At 53.7% G+C, this 20,419-nt stretch carries 14 protein-coding genes; 5 read left to right on the top strand and 9 right to left on the bottom strand.

Annotation, left to right across the window (positions count from 1 at the left end; all coding sequences use genetic code 11):
- Positions 1-255 precede the first annotated feature (255 nt).
- The 3 genes from asnB to G506_RS0102985 form a co-directional block, all read right to left on the bottom strand.
- Positions 256-1,920, bottom strand: a complete 1,665-nt coding sequence (gene asnB / locus G506_RS0102995) for an asparagine synthase B (RefSeq protein WP_028115584.1) — start codon at positions 1,918-1,920, stop codon at positions 256-258.
- A gap of 185 nt (positions 1,921-2,105) precedes the next feature.
- Complete coding sequence (gene pepT / locus G506_RS0102990) at positions 2,106-3,329, bottom strand: peptidase T (RefSeq protein ID WP_028115583.1); 1,224 nt, start codon at positions 3,327-3,329, stop codon at positions 2,106-2,108.
- Positions 3,330-3,402: 73 nt separating this feature from the next.
- Positions 3,403-4,077, bottom strand: coding sequence for a nitroreductase (locus tag G506_RS0102985; RefSeq protein ID WP_028115582.1), 675 nt, complete (start codon positions 4,075-4,077; stop codon positions 3,403-3,405).
- Positions 4,078-4,627: 550 nt separating this feature from the next.
- On the opposite strand from G506_RS0102985, the gene G506_RS0102980 reads away from it, so the two are divergent.
- A complete protein-coding gene (locus G506_RS0102980) occupies positions 4,628-7,102 on the top strand; it encodes a transglycosylase domain-containing protein (RefSeq protein WP_028115581.1) in 2,475 nt (824 codons plus the stop codon).
- A gap of 71 nt (positions 7,103-7,173) precedes the next feature.
- On the opposite strand, the gene G506_RS0102975 is transcribed toward G506_RS0102980, so the two are convergent.
- From G506_RS0102975 to cysK, 6 genes are all read right to left on the bottom strand, one after another.
- Positions 7,174-7,851: a M15 family metallopeptidase gene (locus G506_RS0102975; RefSeq protein ID WP_028115580.1), complete on the bottom strand. Its 678-nt coding sequence runs from the start codon at positions 7,849-7,851 to the stop codon at positions 7,174-7,176.
- Positions 7,845-8,978 (bottom strand): succinyl-diaminopimelate desuccinylase, encoded by a 1,134-nt coding sequence (gene dapE / locus G506_RS0102970; RefSeq protein ID WP_028115579.1) that lies wholly within the window; start codon positions 8,976-8,978, stop codon positions 7,845-7,847. Before dapE ends, G506_RS0102975 begins: the two co-directional genes overlap by 7 nt.
- Complete coding sequence (locus G506_RS0102965; RefSeq protein ID WP_035386903.1) at positions 8,971-9,330, bottom strand: ArsC family reductase; 360 nt, start codon at positions 9,328-9,330, stop codon at positions 8,971-8,973. The genes dapE and G506_RS0102965 overlap by 8 nt, the downstream gene beginning before the upstream one ends.
- Positions 9,331-9,382: 52 nt before the next feature.
- Positions 9,383-9,892, bottom strand: coding sequence for a PTS glucose transporter subunit IIA (crr, locus tag G506_RS0102960; RefSeq protein ID WP_028115577.1), 510 nt, complete (start codon positions 9,890-9,892; stop codon positions 9,383-9,385).
- Between the two features lie 126 nt (positions 9,893-10,018).
- Positions 10,019-10,276 (bottom strand): HPr family phosphocarrier protein, encoded by a 258-nt coding sequence (locus G506_RS0102955; protein WP_028115576.1) that lies wholly within the window; start codon positions 10,274-10,276, stop codon positions 10,019-10,021.
- A 121-nt stretch (positions 10,277-10,397) separates the two neighbouring features.
- Positions 10,398-11,372: a cysteine synthase A gene (cysK, locus tag G506_RS0102950; RefSeq protein ID WP_028115575.1), complete on the bottom strand. Its 975-nt coding sequence runs from the start codon at positions 11,370-11,372 to the stop codon at positions 10,398-10,400.
- Positions 11,373-11,661: 289 nt separating this feature from the next.
- On the opposite strand from cysK, the gene malQ reads away from it, so the two are divergent.
- Genes malQ through G506_RS18580 form a run of 4 tightly spaced genes read left to right on the top strand, consistent with a single transcriptional unit; the run spans position 11,662 to position 20,416 of the window.
- Entirely contained in the window at positions 11,662-13,728 is a 2,067-nt protein-coding gene (malQ, locus tag G506_RS18590) for a 4-alpha-glucanotransferase (RefSeq protein WP_051201847.1), read from the top strand.
- The gene (gene glgB, locus G506_RS0102940; RefSeq protein WP_028115574.1) at positions 13,712-15,943 is read left to right on the top strand and encodes a 1,4-alpha-glucan branching protein GlgB; all 2,232 of its coding nucleotides are present in this window, start codon (positions 13,712-13,714) and stop codon (positions 15,941-15,943) included. The genes malQ and glgB overlap by 17 nt, the downstream gene beginning before the upstream one ends.
- The gene (gene glgX / locus G506_RS18585; RefSeq protein WP_084631109.1) at positions 15,940-17,970 is read left to right on the top strand and encodes a glycogen debranching protein GlgX; all 2,031 of its coding nucleotides are present in this window, start codon (positions 15,940-15,942) and stop codon (positions 17,968-17,970) included. Before glgB ends, glgX begins: the two co-directional genes overlap by 4 nt.
- Positions 17,951-20,416: a glycogen/starch/alpha-glucan phosphorylase gene (locus tag G506_RS18580; RefSeq protein WP_051201845.1), complete on the top strand. Its 2,466-nt coding sequence runs from the start codon at positions 17,951-17,953 to the stop codon at positions 20,414-20,416. Before glgX ends, G506_RS18580 begins: the two co-directional genes overlap by 20 nt.
- The last annotated feature ends 3 nt before the right edge of the window (positions 20,417-20,419 follow it).

The following is a 20,419-nucleotide window of genomic DNA, read 5'->3' as shown; positions in this document are numbered from 1 at the left end:
CACGACTCGCACGCGGATGTATTGTGGTGTTGGTTTACCTATTTGGCGCAAGGAGTTGTTAAATCTGGATAGGATAATTAGGACAAGTTGGCGCAGTAGTGACGACTGGATTTTGAGAGGGGTTAGCCGCCGTTATTGGCGCGAGCATAACAACCGATACTGAACCAAATTTGAATGAATTCAATTACTGCAAGGCGGCGGTTTAAGTGGTGATTAATTGCGCTTAATCACCACTTTAGTACCTTAATCGCTACCCTAATAACTGTCGCTGTGAACCGATATCACCGCGCGACCTGAAGGATCGGTCACTTGGCTTAAGCTTTCATCCCACGCTAGCGCTTCAGGGGTAGAACAAGCGACTGATTTGCCACCAGGAACGCAGCGAGCGCAATCATCCAGTGGGAACTGCTCGGCGAACAGCTGCCGATAGAGGTACGCTTCTTTGGTTTCAGGGGTGTTGATCGGGAATTTATAGCTGGCGTTTTCCAGTTCCAAATCACTGACTTGGGTTTCCGCAAAGGTTTTGAGCTGATCGATCCAGCCATAGCCGACGCCATCGCTGAACTGCTCTTTTTGCCGCCAAGCCACCGCTTCCGGCAGGTAAGAGGCAAACGCTTCGCGCAAAATGTGTTTCTCGATACGACCATCTTTAATCAGTTTGGCTTCAGGATTAATCCGCATTGCCACATCGACAAACGCTTTATCCAAAAACGGCACTCGAGCTTCCACCCCCCACGCGGCCATCGCTTTGTTGGCGCGCAGGCAATCATACAGGTGCAGTTTATCCAGTTTGCGCACGGTTTCTTCATGGAATGCCTGAGCATTTGGGGCTTTGTGGAAATACAGGTAACCGCCAAACAACTCATCGGCACCTTCGCCAGAGAGCACCATCTTGATCCCCATCGCCTTAATCATTCGCGCCATCAGGTACATCGGCGTCGATGCTCGCACGGTGGTGACATCATAGGTTTCAAGGTGGTAGATAACATCGCGCAGCGCATCAATACCTTGCTGAACGGTAAAGTGCAGCTCGTGGTGAACGGTGCCTAGGGCTTCGGCGACCTCAGCGGCGGCTTTCAGATCCGGTGCGCCCTCAAGGCCGATCGCAAAGCTGTGCAGTTGCGGCCACCATGCCGGGCTGTGATCGTCCTCTTCAATGCGATTGTCGGCGAACTTTTTCGCCAGTGCAGAGGTTATCGACGAGTCCAAACCACCGGAAAGCAGCACGCCATACGGGACATCACACATCAATTGGCGGTGAACTGCGTCTTCCAGAGCTTGGCGCAAGGTAGCGATGTCGGCGTCATTGGCTTGTATCGCGTCGAACTGTTGCCAATCGCGCTGGTAGTAGTGGCTTGGGCTTTTGCGACGGGAATCGAAATAGTGGCCCGGAGGGAATTCACTGATCTGATTGCAAGCTGGCACCAGTGCTTTCATCTCTGAGGCAAAGTAGCGGTTACCAAATTCATCAAATCCTTGATATAGCGGCACAATACCTAAGTGGTCGCGCCCCACCATATAGGTTTGCTTGCTGCGATCCCACAGCACGAATGCGAAGATCCCGTTGAGTTTATCAAGGAAATCGGTGCCGTATTTTTGATAGAGCGCGAGGATAACTTCGCAATCTGAACCGGTTTGAAATTGGTAGCCGACCGATAACTGTTTGCGCAGTTGGCGATGATTGTAGATCTCGCCATTAACCGCCAACACCAAGTTACCATCGGCGGAATACAGCGGCTGAGCACCGGTTTCAATATCAACAATGGCCAAACGTTCATGGGCTAAAATCGCCTGCTCATCGGCGTAGATCCCAGACCAATCCGGGCCACGATGGCGTAGGGTGCGTGCCAGTTTTAGGGCGCTTTGGCGTAATTCCTGCGGATCTGACTTGAGATCGACAATGGCGAAAATCCCGCACATACTGCAGCTACTCCTTGTTGTTATCTGCTTGATTTTGCCACAGTGCCACGCCGTCTTAATGTTGCCAAGTGATCAGCAATCACACCCATGATGGCGGTTATCGTTAACGGTATTTCGATTATTTTCGCTCGCTGATTTTATCAAAAAGCCGTCACGGGGACGGCTGATTGGTAAAGCGAGTTAGTTTACGGTTGGTAGCGTTTGGCGGTCAGCAGCGCAATATTAATGATGGTTGCTACCGCTTGTTCGAGTTGTTCAACCACCAAAAATTCATGCTTGCCGTGGAAGTTGTAGCCGCCAGTAAACAGGTTGGGGCAGGGTAGCCCTTTAAACGACAATACCGCGCCGTCGGTGCCACCACGGATCGGTTTGATCTCTGGGGTGATCCCAAGTTGTGCCATCGCTTGTTGTGCCAACTCAATGATGTGTGGGTGCGGCTCGACCATCGATTTCATGTTGCGATAGCCGTCATGCCACTCCAACCGGCAGTCGATGCCATTGGCGGTTAAGGCGTCTACTTGCGCTTGTAAGAATCGTTGCCGTGCCAACAGGCCGGTATCACTAAAATCGCGGACGATGTAGTTCAAACTGGCTTCAGCGGTGCCACCGCTGATCGCCACCAGATGATAAAAGCCTTGATAACCTTCGGTGTGTTCTGGGGTTTCGCTGATTGGCATCTGCTGCTGAAAGGCACAGGCCAAACTGAGAGCGTTGACCAATTTGCCTTTGGCGCTACCAGGGTGCACCGAATTGCCGATAAAGCGAATGGTAGCGCTGGCGCCATTGAAGTTTTCATATTCCAACTCGCCAACCGGCCCACCATCGATGGTGTAAGCCCACTGGGCGCCAAATTTGGCAACATCAAATAGGTCGGCGCCGCGGCCGATCTCTTCATCTGGGGTGAAACCAACACAGAGATCGCCATGGGCTAGGGTTGGATCGGCTTTGATTTGAGCAAGCGCGCTAATGATGGCGGCAATGCCAGCCTTGTTATCTGCGCCCAGCAGGGTGCTGCCATCGGTGGTGACTAGGGTTTGCCCCAATAACTGGTTCAGCACCGGATATTGCGCAGGGTCTAAACGGTCATTGCCACCAAGGGCGATAACGCCACCGGCGTAGCGCTCGATGACCTGCGGTTTAACGTTGGCACCAGAGGCGTCTGGTGCGGTATCCAGATGGGCGATAAAGCCAATTGCCGGTACTGGGTAGTCGACGTTACCGGGCAGTTTCGCCATTAGGTAACCGTGTTCATCCAGAGACACGTCGCTGAAGCCGAGTTCGATAAGTTCTCGCTGCAAAGCTTGGGCAAGTAACAGTTGTCCTGAAGAGGAGGGCAGTGCTGGATTGTTGGGGTTGGCTTGGGTATCAAATTTAACGTAACCCAAAAAGCGGTCGAGTACAGCAGGCATAAGCGGTCTTGGAAATGAAGCGAGGCGACATTATCTGCGACCGCGTTGGCTTAGGTTGTGATAGCGCTAACAGTTATGATTTGAAGCTGACCGATTGCTGAACCGCAGCACGACTGGTACGGGCGGCGCAGGTGGGGTGATTGGGATCTTCGTAACCGAAGGACAAACCAACAATGATCCCTTGTTCCGCTGGGATATCCAGTTCCTGTTTAACCAGTTCTGGAAAGTAAGCCAATGCCCCTTGAGCGCAACTGCTAATGCCGTTGGCTTGTAGCAACAGCATCAATGTTTGTAGGTAGGTGCCAATATCGATGGCATTGACGACATCAAACCGGGTATCCATACAGATAAAGGCCACATGTGGGGCGTCGAAAAACTGGTAGTTGCGCAGCAGCGCCCCCATGCGGCCAACTTTGTCACCGCGTTCAATACCCATTGACCCATATAACACTTCGGCGCATTCAACCTGCCGTTGTCTAGCATCGCCTTCGAACTGGCTGTAATAGCCAAATTCAGCCTTGGGGGTGACGCCGCTGCTGGCCTGTTCCACCAAGCCTTGGCGCAACCGTTGGCAACTGGCACCGGAGGCAACATAGGTATGCCACGGTTGGGTATTGCAGTTTGATGGGCTTAGCTGCGCATCGCTAAAGATCTGTTGCAGTAGGGCGTTCGCTACCGGTTGCTGCAAAAAACCGCGTACCGAGCGGCGTTCGCTCAACAGTCGAAGCAGTGTTTGTTGGTCACTCATCGGCAAAATCTCCTCCTTGATTAAGAAGAGTTATCTGACCACAGGGTTAATTGCCTGTAAAACGACTGTTTGAAAAATAATATTGTGAGCCAAATTCACTGTGATCAACGCAAGTCATAGACGGAAATTGTTGAATTCACAAACAACTTTAATTGGTGTGATTGTTAATGTTATGTTTGCAATTAAGTCTTTAGTCGCATTGCGCATACAGCGATGCAGAGACACTAGGGCGTGTTGATGTTTGGTGTTCAGAATTTGGTCGAGGATAGCGGCTGTCAATCGAGGATTACGATTGAAGGCATAGTGGCTCTACGTCGAAATCGTATGACGAAGAGTGACAACCGCTAGTCCGACCCTGCAAGGCGCCCTTCGGTGATTAACAAACAGTCAAATCGACTGAGCAAGTCTAATTTGGCATAAAAAATGACTGATGATGGGCGCAAAAATATATGGCAAAGGTCAACACGCCCTAATAACAACACTTCGGTTAGTTGGGCATATAGGAAGTAGCCGCTGGCCAGCACCTGTTCGACAGACAAGAGGGTTTTACATGTTTTCGACAAAGCGGCAAGGGAGCAGCCGTGATGGCAATGGATCACAACAAGGGAATAACCAATCGAAGCGTGATCCGCTTATCCCAGCGACCGTGACCCGCAAAGCGCTGGGGGTGACCAAAGTTGCCGTGGCAACCGGATTGGTACTGACCGCCGGCTTTTTGTGGAGCAACCTTAGCAGCCCACTGACCGTCCCCAGCGAACTGCACCAGCCGTCAAAAGTCGTGGTAGATAACACCGGTCGACCGCTGTCGGTACTGCTAAACAATCAAGGCAAATGGCGTTACCCAATCAGCCCCTCACAGATCCCAGAAGAGTTTGAACGGTTAGTACTGGGGCATTACGACAGCGATTTTTACGATCACTTTGGTTTCAGCCCAGTTGGAACCTTGTGTTCGGCGGTGGTTGACGTTGTTAGCGATAACTCATCGCTGTGCGGGAAATCAATAAATACCCGCCTTGCACAACTGCTGTATCCCGATGAGGGTAACTGGATGAACTGGGTGCGCTCAGTTCAGTTAGAACTGCAGTTTGATAAACCGCAAATCCTAGCGCTGTTCGTCAACTATTTGCCACTGACCGAGCAGATAGAGGGCGTGCAAGCTGGCAGTTACCAGTTCTTTGACCGTCCCATAGCCAAACTAGAACCGGCCGAAGCCGCGCTGTTGTTGGCGGTGGCGCAAGCGCCGAAAACGCTGCGCTTGGATAAGTTTCCAGAGCGTGCCCGTCAGCAGCGTGATGCCATTTTGGATCAACTAGCCGCTGATGATTTTCTTAGCCATCAACAGCTAAGCGAAGCCAAAGCGTTGCCGGTTAACAAAGTGTCATTAACCCAGCCTGCCCGTGCTAGTCAGTTTTCACAATTAGTTGCGCCGCGTTCAGCCGATGAAGTGATCAACAGCGCCATCGATCCGCTGCTGCAGCAAGAGCTTGAACGTTACGCTGCCGAATTTGCCGACAAGCAGGTCAATGGTTCGACCATGGCGATGGTGATGGTCGATAACGCCAGCAAGCAGGTGATCGCCTACGTGGGTAATTCGCCAGGTCATGACACCACCGATATGGTGCAGGCGGTGCGTTCGCCCGGGGATATGTATAAGCCAATGCTGTTCGCCAAAGCCTTAGATGAGCGACTAATTCATTCAGAATCGTTGCTGGCGGACATTCCCCGCAAAGGTTACCTGCGCGAAGTGGCGGACGGCTTGGATGAGTTTATCGGTCCGGTTTCCGCCTCGGAAGCGTTGCAGCAATCGCTTAATCTGCCGTTCGTCCAACTGATTGAAAACTATGGTGAACGCAAGTTCCTGCAAACCTTTGAAAAAGTAGGTCAGCCACTGAATTTAAGTGACTTTGAATTATCACCACGGGTGGTGTTGGGTGAAGCGGAAACCAACTTAGCGCAGATGGTAACCATGTATGCGGCACTTGCCAGTGACGGTGAGGTGGCGCCAATCCAATATCTGCCCAGTGAGCCGACCGATCCGAAACGTTACATGAGCCGAGAATCGGCGTGGATCACTTGGAACAGCCTACGTGAAGCCAAAGTACCATCCTTTGTTGAAACCCAGCAGCCAGAAGTATTAGCGTGGAAATCCGGCAACGGCTGGGCCGGGCGTGACAACTGGTCGATTGGGGTAACGCCGGAATTTACCCTCGGGGTTTGGGTTGGTGTGCACGATGACATCTACTCCAGCCCTGTTAGCGGTAAAGCCGATTCGCTGTCGGCCTTGGTGACCATCACCGATGCGCTGAAAAACTACCGTAACCTTGGCGATATGCAACGTCCGCGCGGGGTAAAACAGGCTGAGATCTGCTGGCCTGACGGTCGCACCACTGGGGTGAATACCTCTGGTTGTGATCTGCGTAAAATTGCTTGGACTAAAAATGGCAGCGCGCCACAAACCTTGAAAGCCGGCGACGAGGCAGGATGGTTTCGCAGCAAACGTGGCATGTATGTGGATCGGGTGACCGAGAAGCGCTTAAGCCGTGGCTGTTACAAAAACCGCGCGGAATATGAAACGGCAGTATTGTGGCCACACGTACTCGAGCCGTGGTTGCCAGAGCAGATGCGTCGTGCCCAGCGGATGCCTGCCTTTAACGATTACTGCCCCAACATCCCATGGGAAAGCAGCGATCTGAAGCTGACCGGGATTAAGCCGGATCAGACCTTCTATCGGATCAAAGGCGAACGCATGCCAGCGCTTGAGATCAACGTCACCAGCGCCAATGGCACCGTCGAATGGTATCTCAATGGCGAAGCGATTGCCGACGGCAACAAAGTCGAGATCAACCTTAACCGATTGATTAATGGGCCACAGCAACTGGTCGCGCTAGACGAGCAGGGGGTATCGCTGCAGATCCCGTTTAATCTGGCGCCAGCCAGTGACCGGCCACAGCAACCACTGCAACTGACCCCGGTGGCGGATCAGCCAGCCAACCAACCGCCGGCCGAAACAACCGAAATGCTGTAACGCCAACAAGCCCTAGAAATAACAACGCCGCGTCGAACTTCGACGCGGCGTTGTTATTTAGAGGTTGAGTTTTAAACGCTAAACAGTTGTGGCTCGGCAATCCGTTGGCAATAGCGCTCTACCAATCCTGGCAACTGCGCCAGAATCGAGCTTTTCAACTCAATCGGGCTTTGCTTAAGCTGGGCGGCTAAGGCATCAACATCGAAGATGGTGTGGGCGCTGACGGGGGCGTAACTTAGGTGCCACGGCTCGGGCAACACTCCACCCAAATCCTGTTGATAGGGCAGGTAAAAGCCGTAATCGGCCATATGTTGTTGCAGCCATTGGCTAAGGCGGTAGTTGGGGCCGCCAGCTTGATACTCCCACGGCTCCAGCTGCAGCGATTTGGCGCTTATCTGGGCACCATCAAACAGATCCAGATCGGTCCCCCAATGGTGGCGCGATGTACCCGGCAGCGCCGACCACAGCAAAATGGCATCAAGCAGATCGGCTTGGCTTAGCAGCAGTGGATCCAGTCGAACGCCATCGCGATCCAGCAGCGGCCGTAGCCCTTGCGCTTTGCCATTGAAAATCGCCAACTGGCGCTCAAAACTGCGCCAGCCAGAGGCGATCTGCATGTCGATGCCGTCAGCGGCTGCGGCCAACTGCATTGCGCTAAACGCCTTAGCGCAGCGCCGTTCCAGTTGCGCTTGTTCAACGGCGACCAAATGGCTGTCATCCAGCCCCAGCATCTGCTCGGTGGTTAGCACAGCAACTCTTCCATTAGGCGTTGGTATACCTCGGCTAGCTTCTCCAGATCGGCAACCCGCACACATTCGTTGATCTTATGAATGGTGGCATTACAGGGGCCCAATTCAATCACCTCGGCTCCGGTTGGGGCGATAAAGCGGCCGTCGCTGGTGCCGCCGGTGGTTAGCGGTTCAGTCTGGTAACCCATCACTGCGTGCACTGCGGTCTTGGTGGCTTCAAGCAGTTGCCCGCTGTCGGTCAAAAAGGGTTGGCCGTTCAGTACCCAACTGAGGTCATAACGCAATTGGTGCTGGTCTAAAATCTGGCAAACTTGCTGCTGCAATCCGTCTGCGCTGCTTTCGGTGCTGTAGCGAAAATTAAATTGCACCTGCAGCTCGCCCGGTACCACATTAGGGGCGCCGGTACCCGCTTGAATATTGGCGATCTGGAAGCTGGTTGGCGGGAAAAACTGGTTGCCATTGTCCCACTGACGGCTAGCCAGTTCCGCCAGCGCTGGGGCGGCATCATGGACTGGATTTTGCGCCAGGTGAGGGTAGGCAACGTGCCCTTGAATACCGTGCACCGTGAGATCGCCGGTTAAGCTGCCGCGGCGGCCATTTTTGATCACATCGCCCAGTTTGTCGGTGCTCGACGGTTCGCCTACCACACACCAAGTGATCTTCTCATTGCGCGCTTCCAAGGTTTCAACAACGCGCACGGTGCCGTTGATAAACGGGCCCTCCTCATCGGAGGTGATCAGAAACGCCAGCGAGCCTTGATGTTGTGGATGTTTTTCGACAAAGCGTTTGGTTGCCACCAGCATCGCCGCCAATGAGCCTTTCATATCGGCGGCGCCGCGGCCGTAAAGCACGCCATCGATGACGGTTGGCTCAAAGGGTGGGGTGTGCCACTGACTGACGTTGCCAGGTGGTACCACATCGGTGTGGCCAGCAAAGCACAACAGCGGCCCGGATTGATTGCGCCGAGCCCACATGTTGGTGGTGTCCTCAAACACCATCGACTCAATCTCAAACCCTAAATCTTGCAGATACTTCGCCATTAATCGCTGGCAGCCGGCATCTTCTGGGGTGACCGAGTGCCGAGCGATCAGGTTTTTAGCCAATGACAGTACTTCAGACTCAACCATGTTGCGCTAACCACTGTTGATAATCGGCGGCTTTGAAACCGACAGTGACCGCAGCGCCAAGTTGCGATACCGGGCGCTTAACTAAGGTTGGATTTGCCAGCATCAATGCCAGCGCTTTGGCCTCGGTCATATCCGCTTTATCGGTATCAGGCAGTTGCCGCCAACTGGTGGAGCGGGTGTTCAGCAGACTGGTGTAGGGGAGTTGCTGCAACCACTGTTCAAGCGTTGCGGCGGTTAGACCCATTTCACGAAAATCATGAAACTGGTAAGGGATGTCGTGCTGTTCGAGGTGCTTGCGTGCTTTTTTTACGGTATCGCAGTTTTTGATACCGTACAGAGTTAGGGTGGTCATGCGGGGATCCTTAACAACCCACGGCGCCATCAATGGCGCCGCGATAGCAAAGTTACATCTGCACCAGTAGGATTTGGTTTTGGCCAGCTTCGACCTTGCCTTGCTGCTTGGTCAGTTGCTTAACGTCTTCCATATTGGCGATAACGATGGGGGTAAGTACGCTTTTGGCGTGTTCTTGCAGATAGTCGAGATCAAATTCGAGGATCGGCTCACCGGCTTTCACCTGTTGACCCTCTTCGGCTAGGCGTTTAAAACCGGTGCCACGCAGTTCGACGGTATCGATGCCAAAGTGCACGAACAGTTCTAACCCCAGTGGGGATTCCATCGCAAAGGCGTGGTTAGCGTCGAAGATGCGACTGATGGTGCCGTCAATCGGGGCCACCACTTGATTACCGCTGGGATCGATGGCAACGCCGTCACCAACGATTTTTTCGGAAAACACCACATCTGGTACCTTTTCGATAGGCACCAGTTGCCCCGAAACCGGCGCAACAATGGCGATCCCTTCGAGCGGCGGTTCGCGATTGTCAATGATGCGCCGAAGGCGACTGAGAAAACCCATTGATTACCCCTTAATTATTGGTGTTGAGGTGGGTCGATTAATTTACTTAATGATATTCATCTTAGTTGCTTTGCCGTTGCAGTTACAACCGCTCTGGGCAAACAGTTAGCCCCTTGAATGGCACAATTACCGTAATTCTTTCAGCAGCTTGGTTAGTTCTCGCAGGGCTAAGTCGGCGTCATCGCCAGTGGCTTCGATAGTGACGGTACTGCCGTGACACAGATTCAGCATTTGCAGCTTAAACAAGCTTTTACAGTTTGCCTGTTCGCCATCGCAGTGCAGGATGATGTCGGCGTCGTAGCGTTGGGCTTGGCGAACCAAAACCGCAGCGGGGCGAGTATGAAGTCCGTAAGGAGCGGCGATGGTGACGTCGCGTGTAGCCATGGAGTCGTCGATCTGTTGTTGGTGTGCTAGTGGCTTGGCAGGATAAAGGCAGGCTAAGAGTTAGGTCAAATCGGTAAAGCGCAAAAGGGCGGTGTAGATCACCGCCCTATGCTGCGATCGGTTATTGGACGTTCTCTGCGTCACTGAACATACCGGCAAACAGCACTGACGACAGGTAGCGTTCAGCGGCGGATGGCAACACCACGACGATGGTTTTGTCTTTCAGCTCCGGCTTGGCGGCGATAAGCTTATTGACGGCAACCACGGCAGCGCCAGAACTGATCCCCGCTAAAATTCCCTCTTCCTCCATCAGCCGACGCGCCATGCTGACTGCTTCGTCATTGCTGACTTGAACCGCCTCATCAACGACCGTCAAATCGAGGTTGCCAGGGATAAAGCCGGCGCCAATGCCTTGGATTTTGTGCGGCCCAGGGGTCAATTCTTGTCCCGCTAGCGCTTGGCCAATGATCGGCGAATCTTCCGGCTCGACGGCAACGGTGTAGACATTTTTGCCTTTGGTTTGTTTTAGGTAGCGAGCGGTGCCGGTGATGGTGCCGCCGGTGCCAACCCCTGCAACAAATACGTCCACTTCACCATCGGTGTCATCCCATACCTCAGGCCCGGTGGTTTGTTCATGGATCTGCGGGTTTGCTGGGTTTTCAAACTGCTGCAACAGCACGTATTTATCGGGGGCGCTGGCTTGGATCTCTTCGGCTTTAGCAACGGCGCCCTTCATCCCCTTGGCACCCTCGGTCAGCACTAGGTTGGCTCCCAAGGCTTTTAGCAACTTGCGACGCTCTAGGCTCATGGTGTTGGGCATGGTAAGGGTTAACTTGTAGCCACGAGAGGCCGCCACAAACGCTAAGGCGATGCCGGTGTTGCCAGAGGTCGGCTCAATAATCTCTTTGTCGCTGGTCAATACGCCGCGCTTTTCGGCATCCCAAATCAGGTTAGCGCCAAGACGGCACTTGACCGAAAACGATGGGTTACGGGCTTCGACTTTCGCCAATACGTTACTGCCTTCAGTAACACGGTTTAAACGAACCAGCGGGGTGTTGCCGATGGTTAGCGAGTTGTCCTGATAGATTTTGGCCATGGTATGCGTTCCTGCAGTGACAAAAAACAAAGCGTTAGATGCCCTAGCATATCGATCGCCGTCGACGGCGGAAGTGAAGCTTTATTCTTTTTGATAACTTTTTGGAATATAAGGCTATTTGTTGGGCATATATGAATTGAACTCAAAATGAGCCCCGTTGTTATCGCGTGATAACGACGAGGTAACAATTTAACCTCCGGAGAGCAAAATCTGCCAATTCCTTGGAGCGCCGAGTTATCTGCTTCTACGCTTAAGGGCAGACAGGAAGTCGACTAAGGGAATAGCGGCGTTGGAATTGGAGAAGTTGCTCTACCTGCAAGGGGTAGGTGCAAGCTATATCAACTGTGCTGGCGATGAGGTGGTGTTTCCTCCGGCGCTGCGGCTAGCGTTGTTGCAAGCGGCCGATCCGCAACTGTTTGATCAGGCGCAGCTTGACCCGCAACTAGCGTCGCAGCGGGTTGAACAGCTGGATAGCATCAAGTGGACGACACCATTGCCGCAATGGCAGATCTGCCAAACCGATGGCAGCGCCGGCGCGACCTTTGATCTTTATCTGCCCAGCGACCAAACCCCAGAAGGCAGAGTGCAACTGCTGTTAGAGCAGGGCGGAAGCTGGCAATTTGAGCTTGGCCAATTGCGCAGCTGCAGTGTTGGTGACTATTTCTATCGGCGTCATTACCGCCAGTGGCGATTCAGTTTTGCCGCCAGCGCCGACATCCCCTTTGGCTACCATCAGTTGCAACTGCAAATTGGCGACGAGCTTTGGCAAGGACAATGGGTTCATGCACCAAGCCAAAGTTTTGGCAACGATGATTCAGCCCAGCGCAGCTGGGGCTTGCTGCTGTCGTTATACACCCTGCGAAGTGAACGCAACTGGGGTATTGGCGACTTTGGTGATCTGCTGCAGTTAACCCGTTGGGCAGCGTCATATGGGGTCGACTTTATCCAACTGAGTCCGCTGCACGCGCTTGATTTAGCGAACACTGAAGAGTGCAGCCCCTATCGCAGTTGCGATCGACGTTTTATTAACCCGTTGTATATCGATGTTACTCAGGTTGTCGGCTACGACCCAGATCTGTTTAACCAGCCGCGTTGGCAGCAACCGTTGCAGCAACTCCGTCAAGCCGATTGGCTGGACTATGGTGCTATCACAGATCTAAAGCTGGCGGCGTTGGCGCTGCTGTTTGAACGTTATCAAGCGAGTTTAGAGCCGACATTTACCCGCCGTTTTAATCAATTTATCGAGCAGTCAGGGGCGCTGCTGCAACGTTTTTGCCAGCAGCAAGCAAGCGCTTTGCAGGGCACCTTGGCCGAGCCGAAATTTCACCTGTTTTTGCAGTTTATCGCCAGCGATCAACTTGGCCACTGCCAACAACAGGCGTTACTGGCGGGGATGCGAATTGGGCTCATCCGCGATCTGGCAATCGGCAGTGCTCCAGATGGTTTTGAGATCAGCAGCCAGCCGCAGTTGTACTGCAGCTCTGCCAGTATTGGCGCGCCGCCCGATCCGTTTGCCAGCAATGGCCAAAATTGGGGCTTGGCGCCGTTATCGCCGCTGGCATTGGCACAGCAGCACTACCAGCCTTTTATCGAACTGTTGCGGCATAACATGGCCAGTGCCGGAGCGCTGCGAATTGACCACATCATGGGGTTAAATCGGTTGTGGTGGTGGCTGGACTCACAGCAACCGGCGGCTGGCGGCTATCTGCATTATCCGCAGCAGACTTTATTGGCGTTATTGTGTTTGGAGAGCCAGCGCCAGCACTGTGCAGTGATTGGGGAAGATCTCGGCACGGTGCCACCGGAGTTGGCTGGAGCACTGGCCAGTAGCGGCATCATCGCCAACGAACTGCTCTATTTCTTTCGCCATGACCACGGCTTTAAACCCCCTAATCAAGTCAAACCGAACGCCATGGTGATGTTGGCCAATCATGATGTCAGCCCACTGGCGGGGTGGTGGCAAGGACGTGATCTGCAGTTGCGGTTGCAATGTCAGTTGCTCGACCAGACGCAATATCAACAGCAGTGGCAGCAGCGTCAGCAACAGCTGCAGCAGTTGGCGCAGTGGCTTGGGGTGGATGCGGCAACGCCGCAGTGGCAAGCCGATTGGCTGGTGCGTTTATTGGCTCGTTTTGCTGGCGGGAATGCGCGGATGGTGGCACTGCAGTTAGATGATCTTACTGGCGAGACCGAGCCGGTTAATCTGCCGGGAAGCCATCAACAATACCGCAATTGGCAACGTCGACTGCGGCTCAATCTAGAGCAGTTAATTAGCCAACAAGCGCCACTGATGGCGCAGTTGCAACAAGCAGCGGAGCGCGGCTTTAGGGAGGCGAGGGATGGCACAGTACTTTGATTATGGCGCCGAGCAGGCGCTTAAGACCGCTAACTATCACGATGTGTTCAGTTGCTTAGGGATGCATCCTGATCCCAACCAACGAGGCTTGATCGTAAGAGCGTGGTTGCAAGGCGCTGAACGGGTTGAGGTGCACAGCCTTAAAGACGATCGCAAGGTTGCTGAACTCGAATGCATTGACGCTGATGGGATCTTTGCCGGTCGCTTAGGACGTCGGGTTAATCGCTTTGCTTACCGCTTGCAAGTGCACTATCCAAGCCACAGTGAAGCGATCATCGATCCCTATCAGTTTCCATCGCTGCTAACAGAACAGGAGTTGCACCTGTTCGCTGAAGGACAGCTAGAGCAGGGCTGGAAAACCTTAGGTGCCAATTGGCGCCAACATCAGGGCGTAACTGGGGTGCTGTTTGTGGTGTGGGCACCGAACGCGCAGCGAGTGTCGGTGGTGGCGGATTTTAATCAGTGGGATGGCTCACGACATGTGATGCGTTTTCATCCGCAAAGCGGTCTGTGGGAGATCTTTATTCCCCAAGCTAAGCCGGAACAGTTCTACAAATATCAGTTAATTGGTGCTGATGGTGTTTTGGTAAATAAAGCCGATCCGTGGGCGCGTTCGATGGAAGCGCCGCCCTGTAACGCTTCACGGATCCCAACCAATAGCGACTATCAGTGGCAGGATCAACAGTGGTTGGCAGCACGTGCCAACACCCAATGGCATCAGCAACCAATCGCCATCTATGAAGTGCAGTTGGGATCATGGCGTAAAGATGACCAGCAACAGTTTTTAGATTATGACCAACTGATTGAACAGTTGCTGCCCTACGTTAAGCAGCTCGGTTTCACTCATCTGCAATTGATGCCGATCAGTGAATACCCGTTTGATGGCTCGTGGGGCTATCAGCCAGTTGGCATGTTTGCGCCGACTCACCGCTTTGGTGATGGTGATGGCCTGCGGCGTTTTATCGATGCCTGCCATCAGCAGCAAATCGCGGTGCTGCTGGATTGGGTGCCGGCGCATTTTCCTCGGGATCCTCACGGTTTGGCTCAGTTTGATGGTACTGCGCTGTATGAACACGCTGACAGTCGTCAAGGTCATCATCCCGATTGGGATACGCTGATCTACAACTACGGTCGCGATGAAGTGCAGTCCTACCTGCTTAGCGCCGCTAACTACTGGTTGCAGGAGTTTCACTTCGACGGCCTGCGTCTTGATGCGGTGTCGTCGATGTTGTACCTGGATTACAGCCGTCAGCCGGGCCAGTGGTTACCCAATGCCCAAGGCGGACGGGAAAACTTAGAGGCGATCGCCTTTTTGCAGAATCTCAATCGCCGCCTCTATCAAGCCAATCCGGGGATTTTAATGATTGCTGAGGAGTCGACCGCCTGGCCTGGGGTCACCCAAACGGTCGATCAGGGCGGGCTTGGCTTCGGTTTTAAGTGGAACATGGGTTGGATGCACGACAATCTGCAGTACTTGCAGCAAGATCCGATCTATCGCTGTTACCACCACAATAAGCTGACTTTCGGTTTGCTGTATGGTTATTCCGAGCAGTTTATCTTGCCGATCAGTCACGATGAGGTGGTTCATGGCAAGGGTTCGATGCTGGCAAAGATCGCCGGCGACGATTGGCAGCAGTTTGCCACCTTGCGTGCCTTTTATGGCTTGATGTGGGGGCACCCGGGCAAGAAGCACTTGTTTATGGGCAGTGAATTTGCCCAGCGCAATGAATGGGATCATCAAAAGCCGCTGGATTGGCAACTGCTGGATAGTCCTTGGCATCATGCAGTCAAAGATTGGCTGGCGGATCTGAATCGGCTTTATCAAAGTGAACCGGCGCTGTATTGCCAAGATCATCAGCCGCAGGGGTTCCAATGGCTTGACTGCGATAATGCCAGCGATTCGGTGATCTCTTTTGTGCGCCGTGATGATAGTGGCGGCCATCTGCTGTTTGTGGTCAATATGACCCCACAGGTGCACCATGGGTTTCGCATTGGCTTGCCCGAAGCGGTTAACTACCGCGAACGGCTTAACAGCGACAGCGAATATTACGGCGGCAGCAACGTCGGCAATCAAGGCGAAGTTATCGCTGAAGCGCACCCCTATCAAGGCCAATCCCACAGCGCGTTAATTACCGTGCCGCCGCTGGCGTGTGTAGTGTTAGCGCCGCAGTTGCCGCAAGTCGTCGAATCGCCTAATGAGGTGGCCTTGGCGTGAAATTGCTACAGGGAAAAGCGCATCCACTTGGTGCCACAGTGCGTGCTGATGGGGTTAATTTCGCAGTCTTCAGCAAGCATGCAACGCGGTTGTGGCTGTGCCTGTTTGACGACGATGACCAAGAGCTGGCTCGGCTACCGCTGCATCAGGGTGAGGGTTTTATCTGGCATGGGCTGGTGCAGGGGCAGCTGGCGCAGCCCGGTTGTCGCTATGGTTTTCGCGCCGAAGGGGCGGCCCCAGCCCCGCAAGGCGACTGTTTTGATGTTAATAAGCTACTGTTGGACCCCTATGGCAAAGCGGTATCAGCGCCACTGCAATTGCCAGCGTTATTGGCGCATCAAGGCGATAACGCATTGGTCATGCCCAAATCGGTGGTAACGGCGCCGCTGCCGCCGATGGCTATCCGGCGACCGCAGATCCCAGCGGCGCAAACCGTTATCTATGAACTGCACATTAAAGGTTTCAGCCAGCTAAACCCGCATATCAGTGAAGCCAAGCGCGGCACCATTGCCGCACTGGCAGAGCCTTGGGCGCTGGAACATTTTAAGCGCCTTGGCGTGACCACCATTGAACTGCTGCCTATTCACTATTTTGCCGATGAACCGCACCTAGCGGAGAAAAACCTCAGCAACTATTGGGGCTACAACAGTGCCGCGTTTTTTGCCATTCAGCCAAGCTATTGCCCCGGTGGTGCGGCGCAATTTCGGCAGGTGGTTGCCAGCTTGCATCGTCACGGTATCGAAGTGCTACTCGACGTGGTGTTTAACCACAGCGGCGAGGGCGACCAACATGGTGCGACTTTCAGCTTTCGTGGTTTAGATAATCGCAGCTATTACCGCTTAACCGCTGATGGCCAAGGGTATGTTAACCACAGCGGCTGCGGTAACAGCCTTAATCTGGCAAGTCCTGTAATGCAGCGATTGCTGTGCGACAGTCTGCGCTACTGGGCGGAACTTGGGGTTGATGGTTTTCGGTTCGATTTAGCGACGACCATGGGACGGGATCCCGAGCAGTTTTGCCCCAGTGCTGGGCTGCTGGCGGCGATTGCGCAAGACCCACAGCTATCCCAGCTTAAGCTTATTGCCGAACCCTGGGATCTGGGCAATGACGGCTATCAACTGGGAAATTTCCCCAGTGGCTGGTGCGAATGGAACGACTTTTATCGCGATACTGTGCGCCGCTTTTGGCGTGGCGATGGCGGCTTGTTACCGGATCTGGCCAAGTGTTTACACGGCAGTGCTGAACACTTTGAGCACAATGGCCGGGGCATCGCCGCTTCGGTCAATTTTATCACCGCCCACGACGGTTTTACCTTGGCGGATCTGGTTAGCTATACCGAGCGGCGAAACTTAGCCAATGGCGAGCAAAACCGCGATGGCCATCAGCATAACTGTGCCTTCAACTGTGGCCATGAGGGAGCGACGGAGCTGCCGCAAGTATTGGCGCTGCGCTGCCAGCAGCAACGCAATTTGCTGGCAACTCTGCTGTTATCCCAAGGTACCCCAATGCTGCTAGCGGGAGATGAACTGGCAAACAGCCAACAAGGCAACAACAACAGCTACTGTCAGGACAATGAGATCGGCTGGCTACAGTGGCCAGATCCGCACCCGCTTACCGACTTTATAGCCAAGTTAACCGCCATCCGTAAGCGCTTCCCACAGTTCAAGCAGACCCAATTTCATCGCGGCAATCGCTTTAGCTGGTTGCATCCAGAAGGCCGCACCATGACCGCCGCCGATTGGAACGATCCACAACTTAGCGGGTTGCAACTGCAGATCGATGCGGGCAACAGTGATGATTCGCTGCGTCTGCTGCTGAACAACGGCCAGCAACCGCTGCAGTTTCAGTTAGCTAGCAACCTGTCTGATTGCGGCGCGCATCGCTACTGGCGCGGCTTAGTCGATACCGCCACCGCAGATCCTACCGTCGTTGTCGCATCTAACCACATTACCGTGCAGGCGTTCAGCTTGCAGTTAATCCACCGTGTTACAGCACAGGACTTACCGGATGAAAGCATCTCCAGCTGAGGTTAACAGCACCGCTTTAGGTCAATCATTGCAGCGTCAGATCCGTTATTGCCTTAGCCGTGATCATCTCGATAGGACGGCGCTGTATCAAGCGCTGGCACTAAGCGTTAAAGAGCAGTTGATGGACGACTGGCGCAAGACCCGCAGCAGCAACATGAGCTATCAGCGCAAGCGGGTTGCTTATTTGAGTCTGGAGTTCCTAATGGGGCGCAGTTTAGGCAATGCGTTATTGAATTTGGATCTTGATGAAGACTGTCGCCAAGCGCTGACCGCGTATTCGGTCGAGCTTGAACAGCTGCAACAGCAAGAACACGATGCTGGCCTTGGTAACGGTGGCTTAGGGCGCTTGGCTGCCTGTTTTTTAGATAGTTGCGCCACCTTAGAGTTGCCGGTAGTCGGCTATGGGATCCGCTATCGCTATGGCATGTTTGCCCAGAGTTTTGCTGATGGCTACCAACAAGAACACCCGGACAGTTGGCTTAGCGATGGCAATCCGTGGGAGATCCGAACTCCGCACCACGACCTGCTGGTGCCATTTTTTGGCCGAGTTGAGAGTTACGTTGATGGTGACGGTCAGCAACGGATCCAGTGGCTGGATACCGAAAAGGTGAAAGCGACGGCGTACGACATGCCGGTGCCGGGCTATCGTAATGGCCGCGTCAACACCCTGCGGCTGTGGAGCGCTAAAGCGACCGACGAGTTCAACCTAAGCCAGTTTAACCAAGGCAGTTACGCCGAATCGGTGGCGGCAAAAAATTTGGCGGAACAGATCACCATGGTGCTCTATCCCAATGACGCCAGCGAGAACGGCAAAGAGCTGCGACTGCGTCAGCAATATTTCCTCTGCAGTGCCAGTTTGCAGGATCTTATCAATGGCTACATTGGCCGTTTTGGCAATGATCTTAGCGATTTTGCCAGCCACAATGTGATCCAGTTGAACGACACCCATCCAGCGATTTCAGTGGCGGAAATGATGCGCTTGTTGCTGGATGAACATCATCTGTCGTGGTCAAAGGCGTGGCAGATCACCAGCACAACGATGGCCTACACCAACCACACGTTGCTGCCAGAGGCGTTGGAGCGCTGGCCGGTACGACTGTTTGAACAAATGTTGCCGCGGCATCTGCAGATCATCTACGAGATCAACGCGCGATTTTTAGAGCAGGTGGCGCAGCGCTGGCCGGGAGAAACCGAACGGCTGACGCGAATGTCGATCATCGAAGAGGGCGCCGATCCGCAGATCCGCATGGCCTATCTGGCAATTGTTGGCAGTTTTTCAGTCAATGGGGTGGCGCAGTTGCACAGTCGTTTGTTAACCGAGGGGCTGTTTGCTGATTTCTATCAATTGCAACCACACAAGTTTAACAACAAGACCAATGGCGTTACCCCACGGCGCTGGTTGGCCCATTGTAATCCACGTTTGGCGGCGCTGTTGAACAAGCGGATTGGTGCGGATTGGGTTGCCGATCTGGGGCGGCTGACCTGCTTAAATAGCCAAACCGAGGACGCCGATCTTATCTCCCATTGGCATGAGGTTAAACAGGCGAATAAAGCCGCACTGATCGATCTGGTCGCCACGCGCACTGGGGTCGAGTTCGATGCAACGATGCTGTTCGATGTGCAGGTAAAGCGTTTTCACGAATACAAGCGGCAACTGCTTAATGCGCTGCACATTATCCATCTGTATCAGCGAATATTGGAGGGCGATACCGAAGGGATGACCCCCCGTTGTGTGCTGATTGGCGGCAAAGCTGCTCCGGGCTATGCGATGGCGAAACAGGTGATCAAGCTTATCAATAACGTCGCTTATATGGTCAACTACAACCCACTGATGAAGCCCTATCTGCGCTGTGCCTTGCTGCCGGATTACAACGTCAGTGCGATGGAGATCATCTGTCCGGCAGCGGATCTGTCAGAGCAGATCTCGACCGCCGGCAAAGAGGCATCGGGTACCGGCAACATGAAATTTATGATGAATGGCGCCATTACCATCGGCACCTATGACGGCGCCAACATCGAGATTTTAGAGGAGGTTGGCGAGGACAACTTTTTTCTGTTTGGCCTTACCGCCGCAGAGATCGCCGCCTTGCAACCGCACTATCAGCCGCAGCATTACATCGACAGCAGCAGTGCGTTAACCCAGGTGATGCAGCTACTGGAAAGCGGTCATTTTAATCTGCATGAGCCCGGGATTTTTGATGACATCATCGCTGCCATCAAATCACCGACCGATCCATGGATGGTGGCGGCCGATTTTGACAGCTACCGACAAGCGCAAGCGCGAGCAGGGCAGGCCTATCGCGATACCAAGCATTGGACCCAAATGAGTATTCGTAACAGTGCCGCATCAGGGCGATTTTCATCCGACGTCACCATTGGTAATTACCAGCAGCAGATCTGGCAGGTTGCCGATCATCATCAACGCCACGTCGCCAAGGAGGCCTAACCG

The sequence above is a fragment of the Ferrimonas senticii DSM 18821 genome, from assembly GCF_000422665.1.
Classification (GTDB): domain Bacteria; phylum Pseudomonadota; class Gammaproteobacteria; order Enterobacterales; family Shewanellaceae; genus Ferrimonas; species Ferrimonas senticii.
This window is presented reverse-complemented; position numbering and strand designations above follow the sequence as displayed.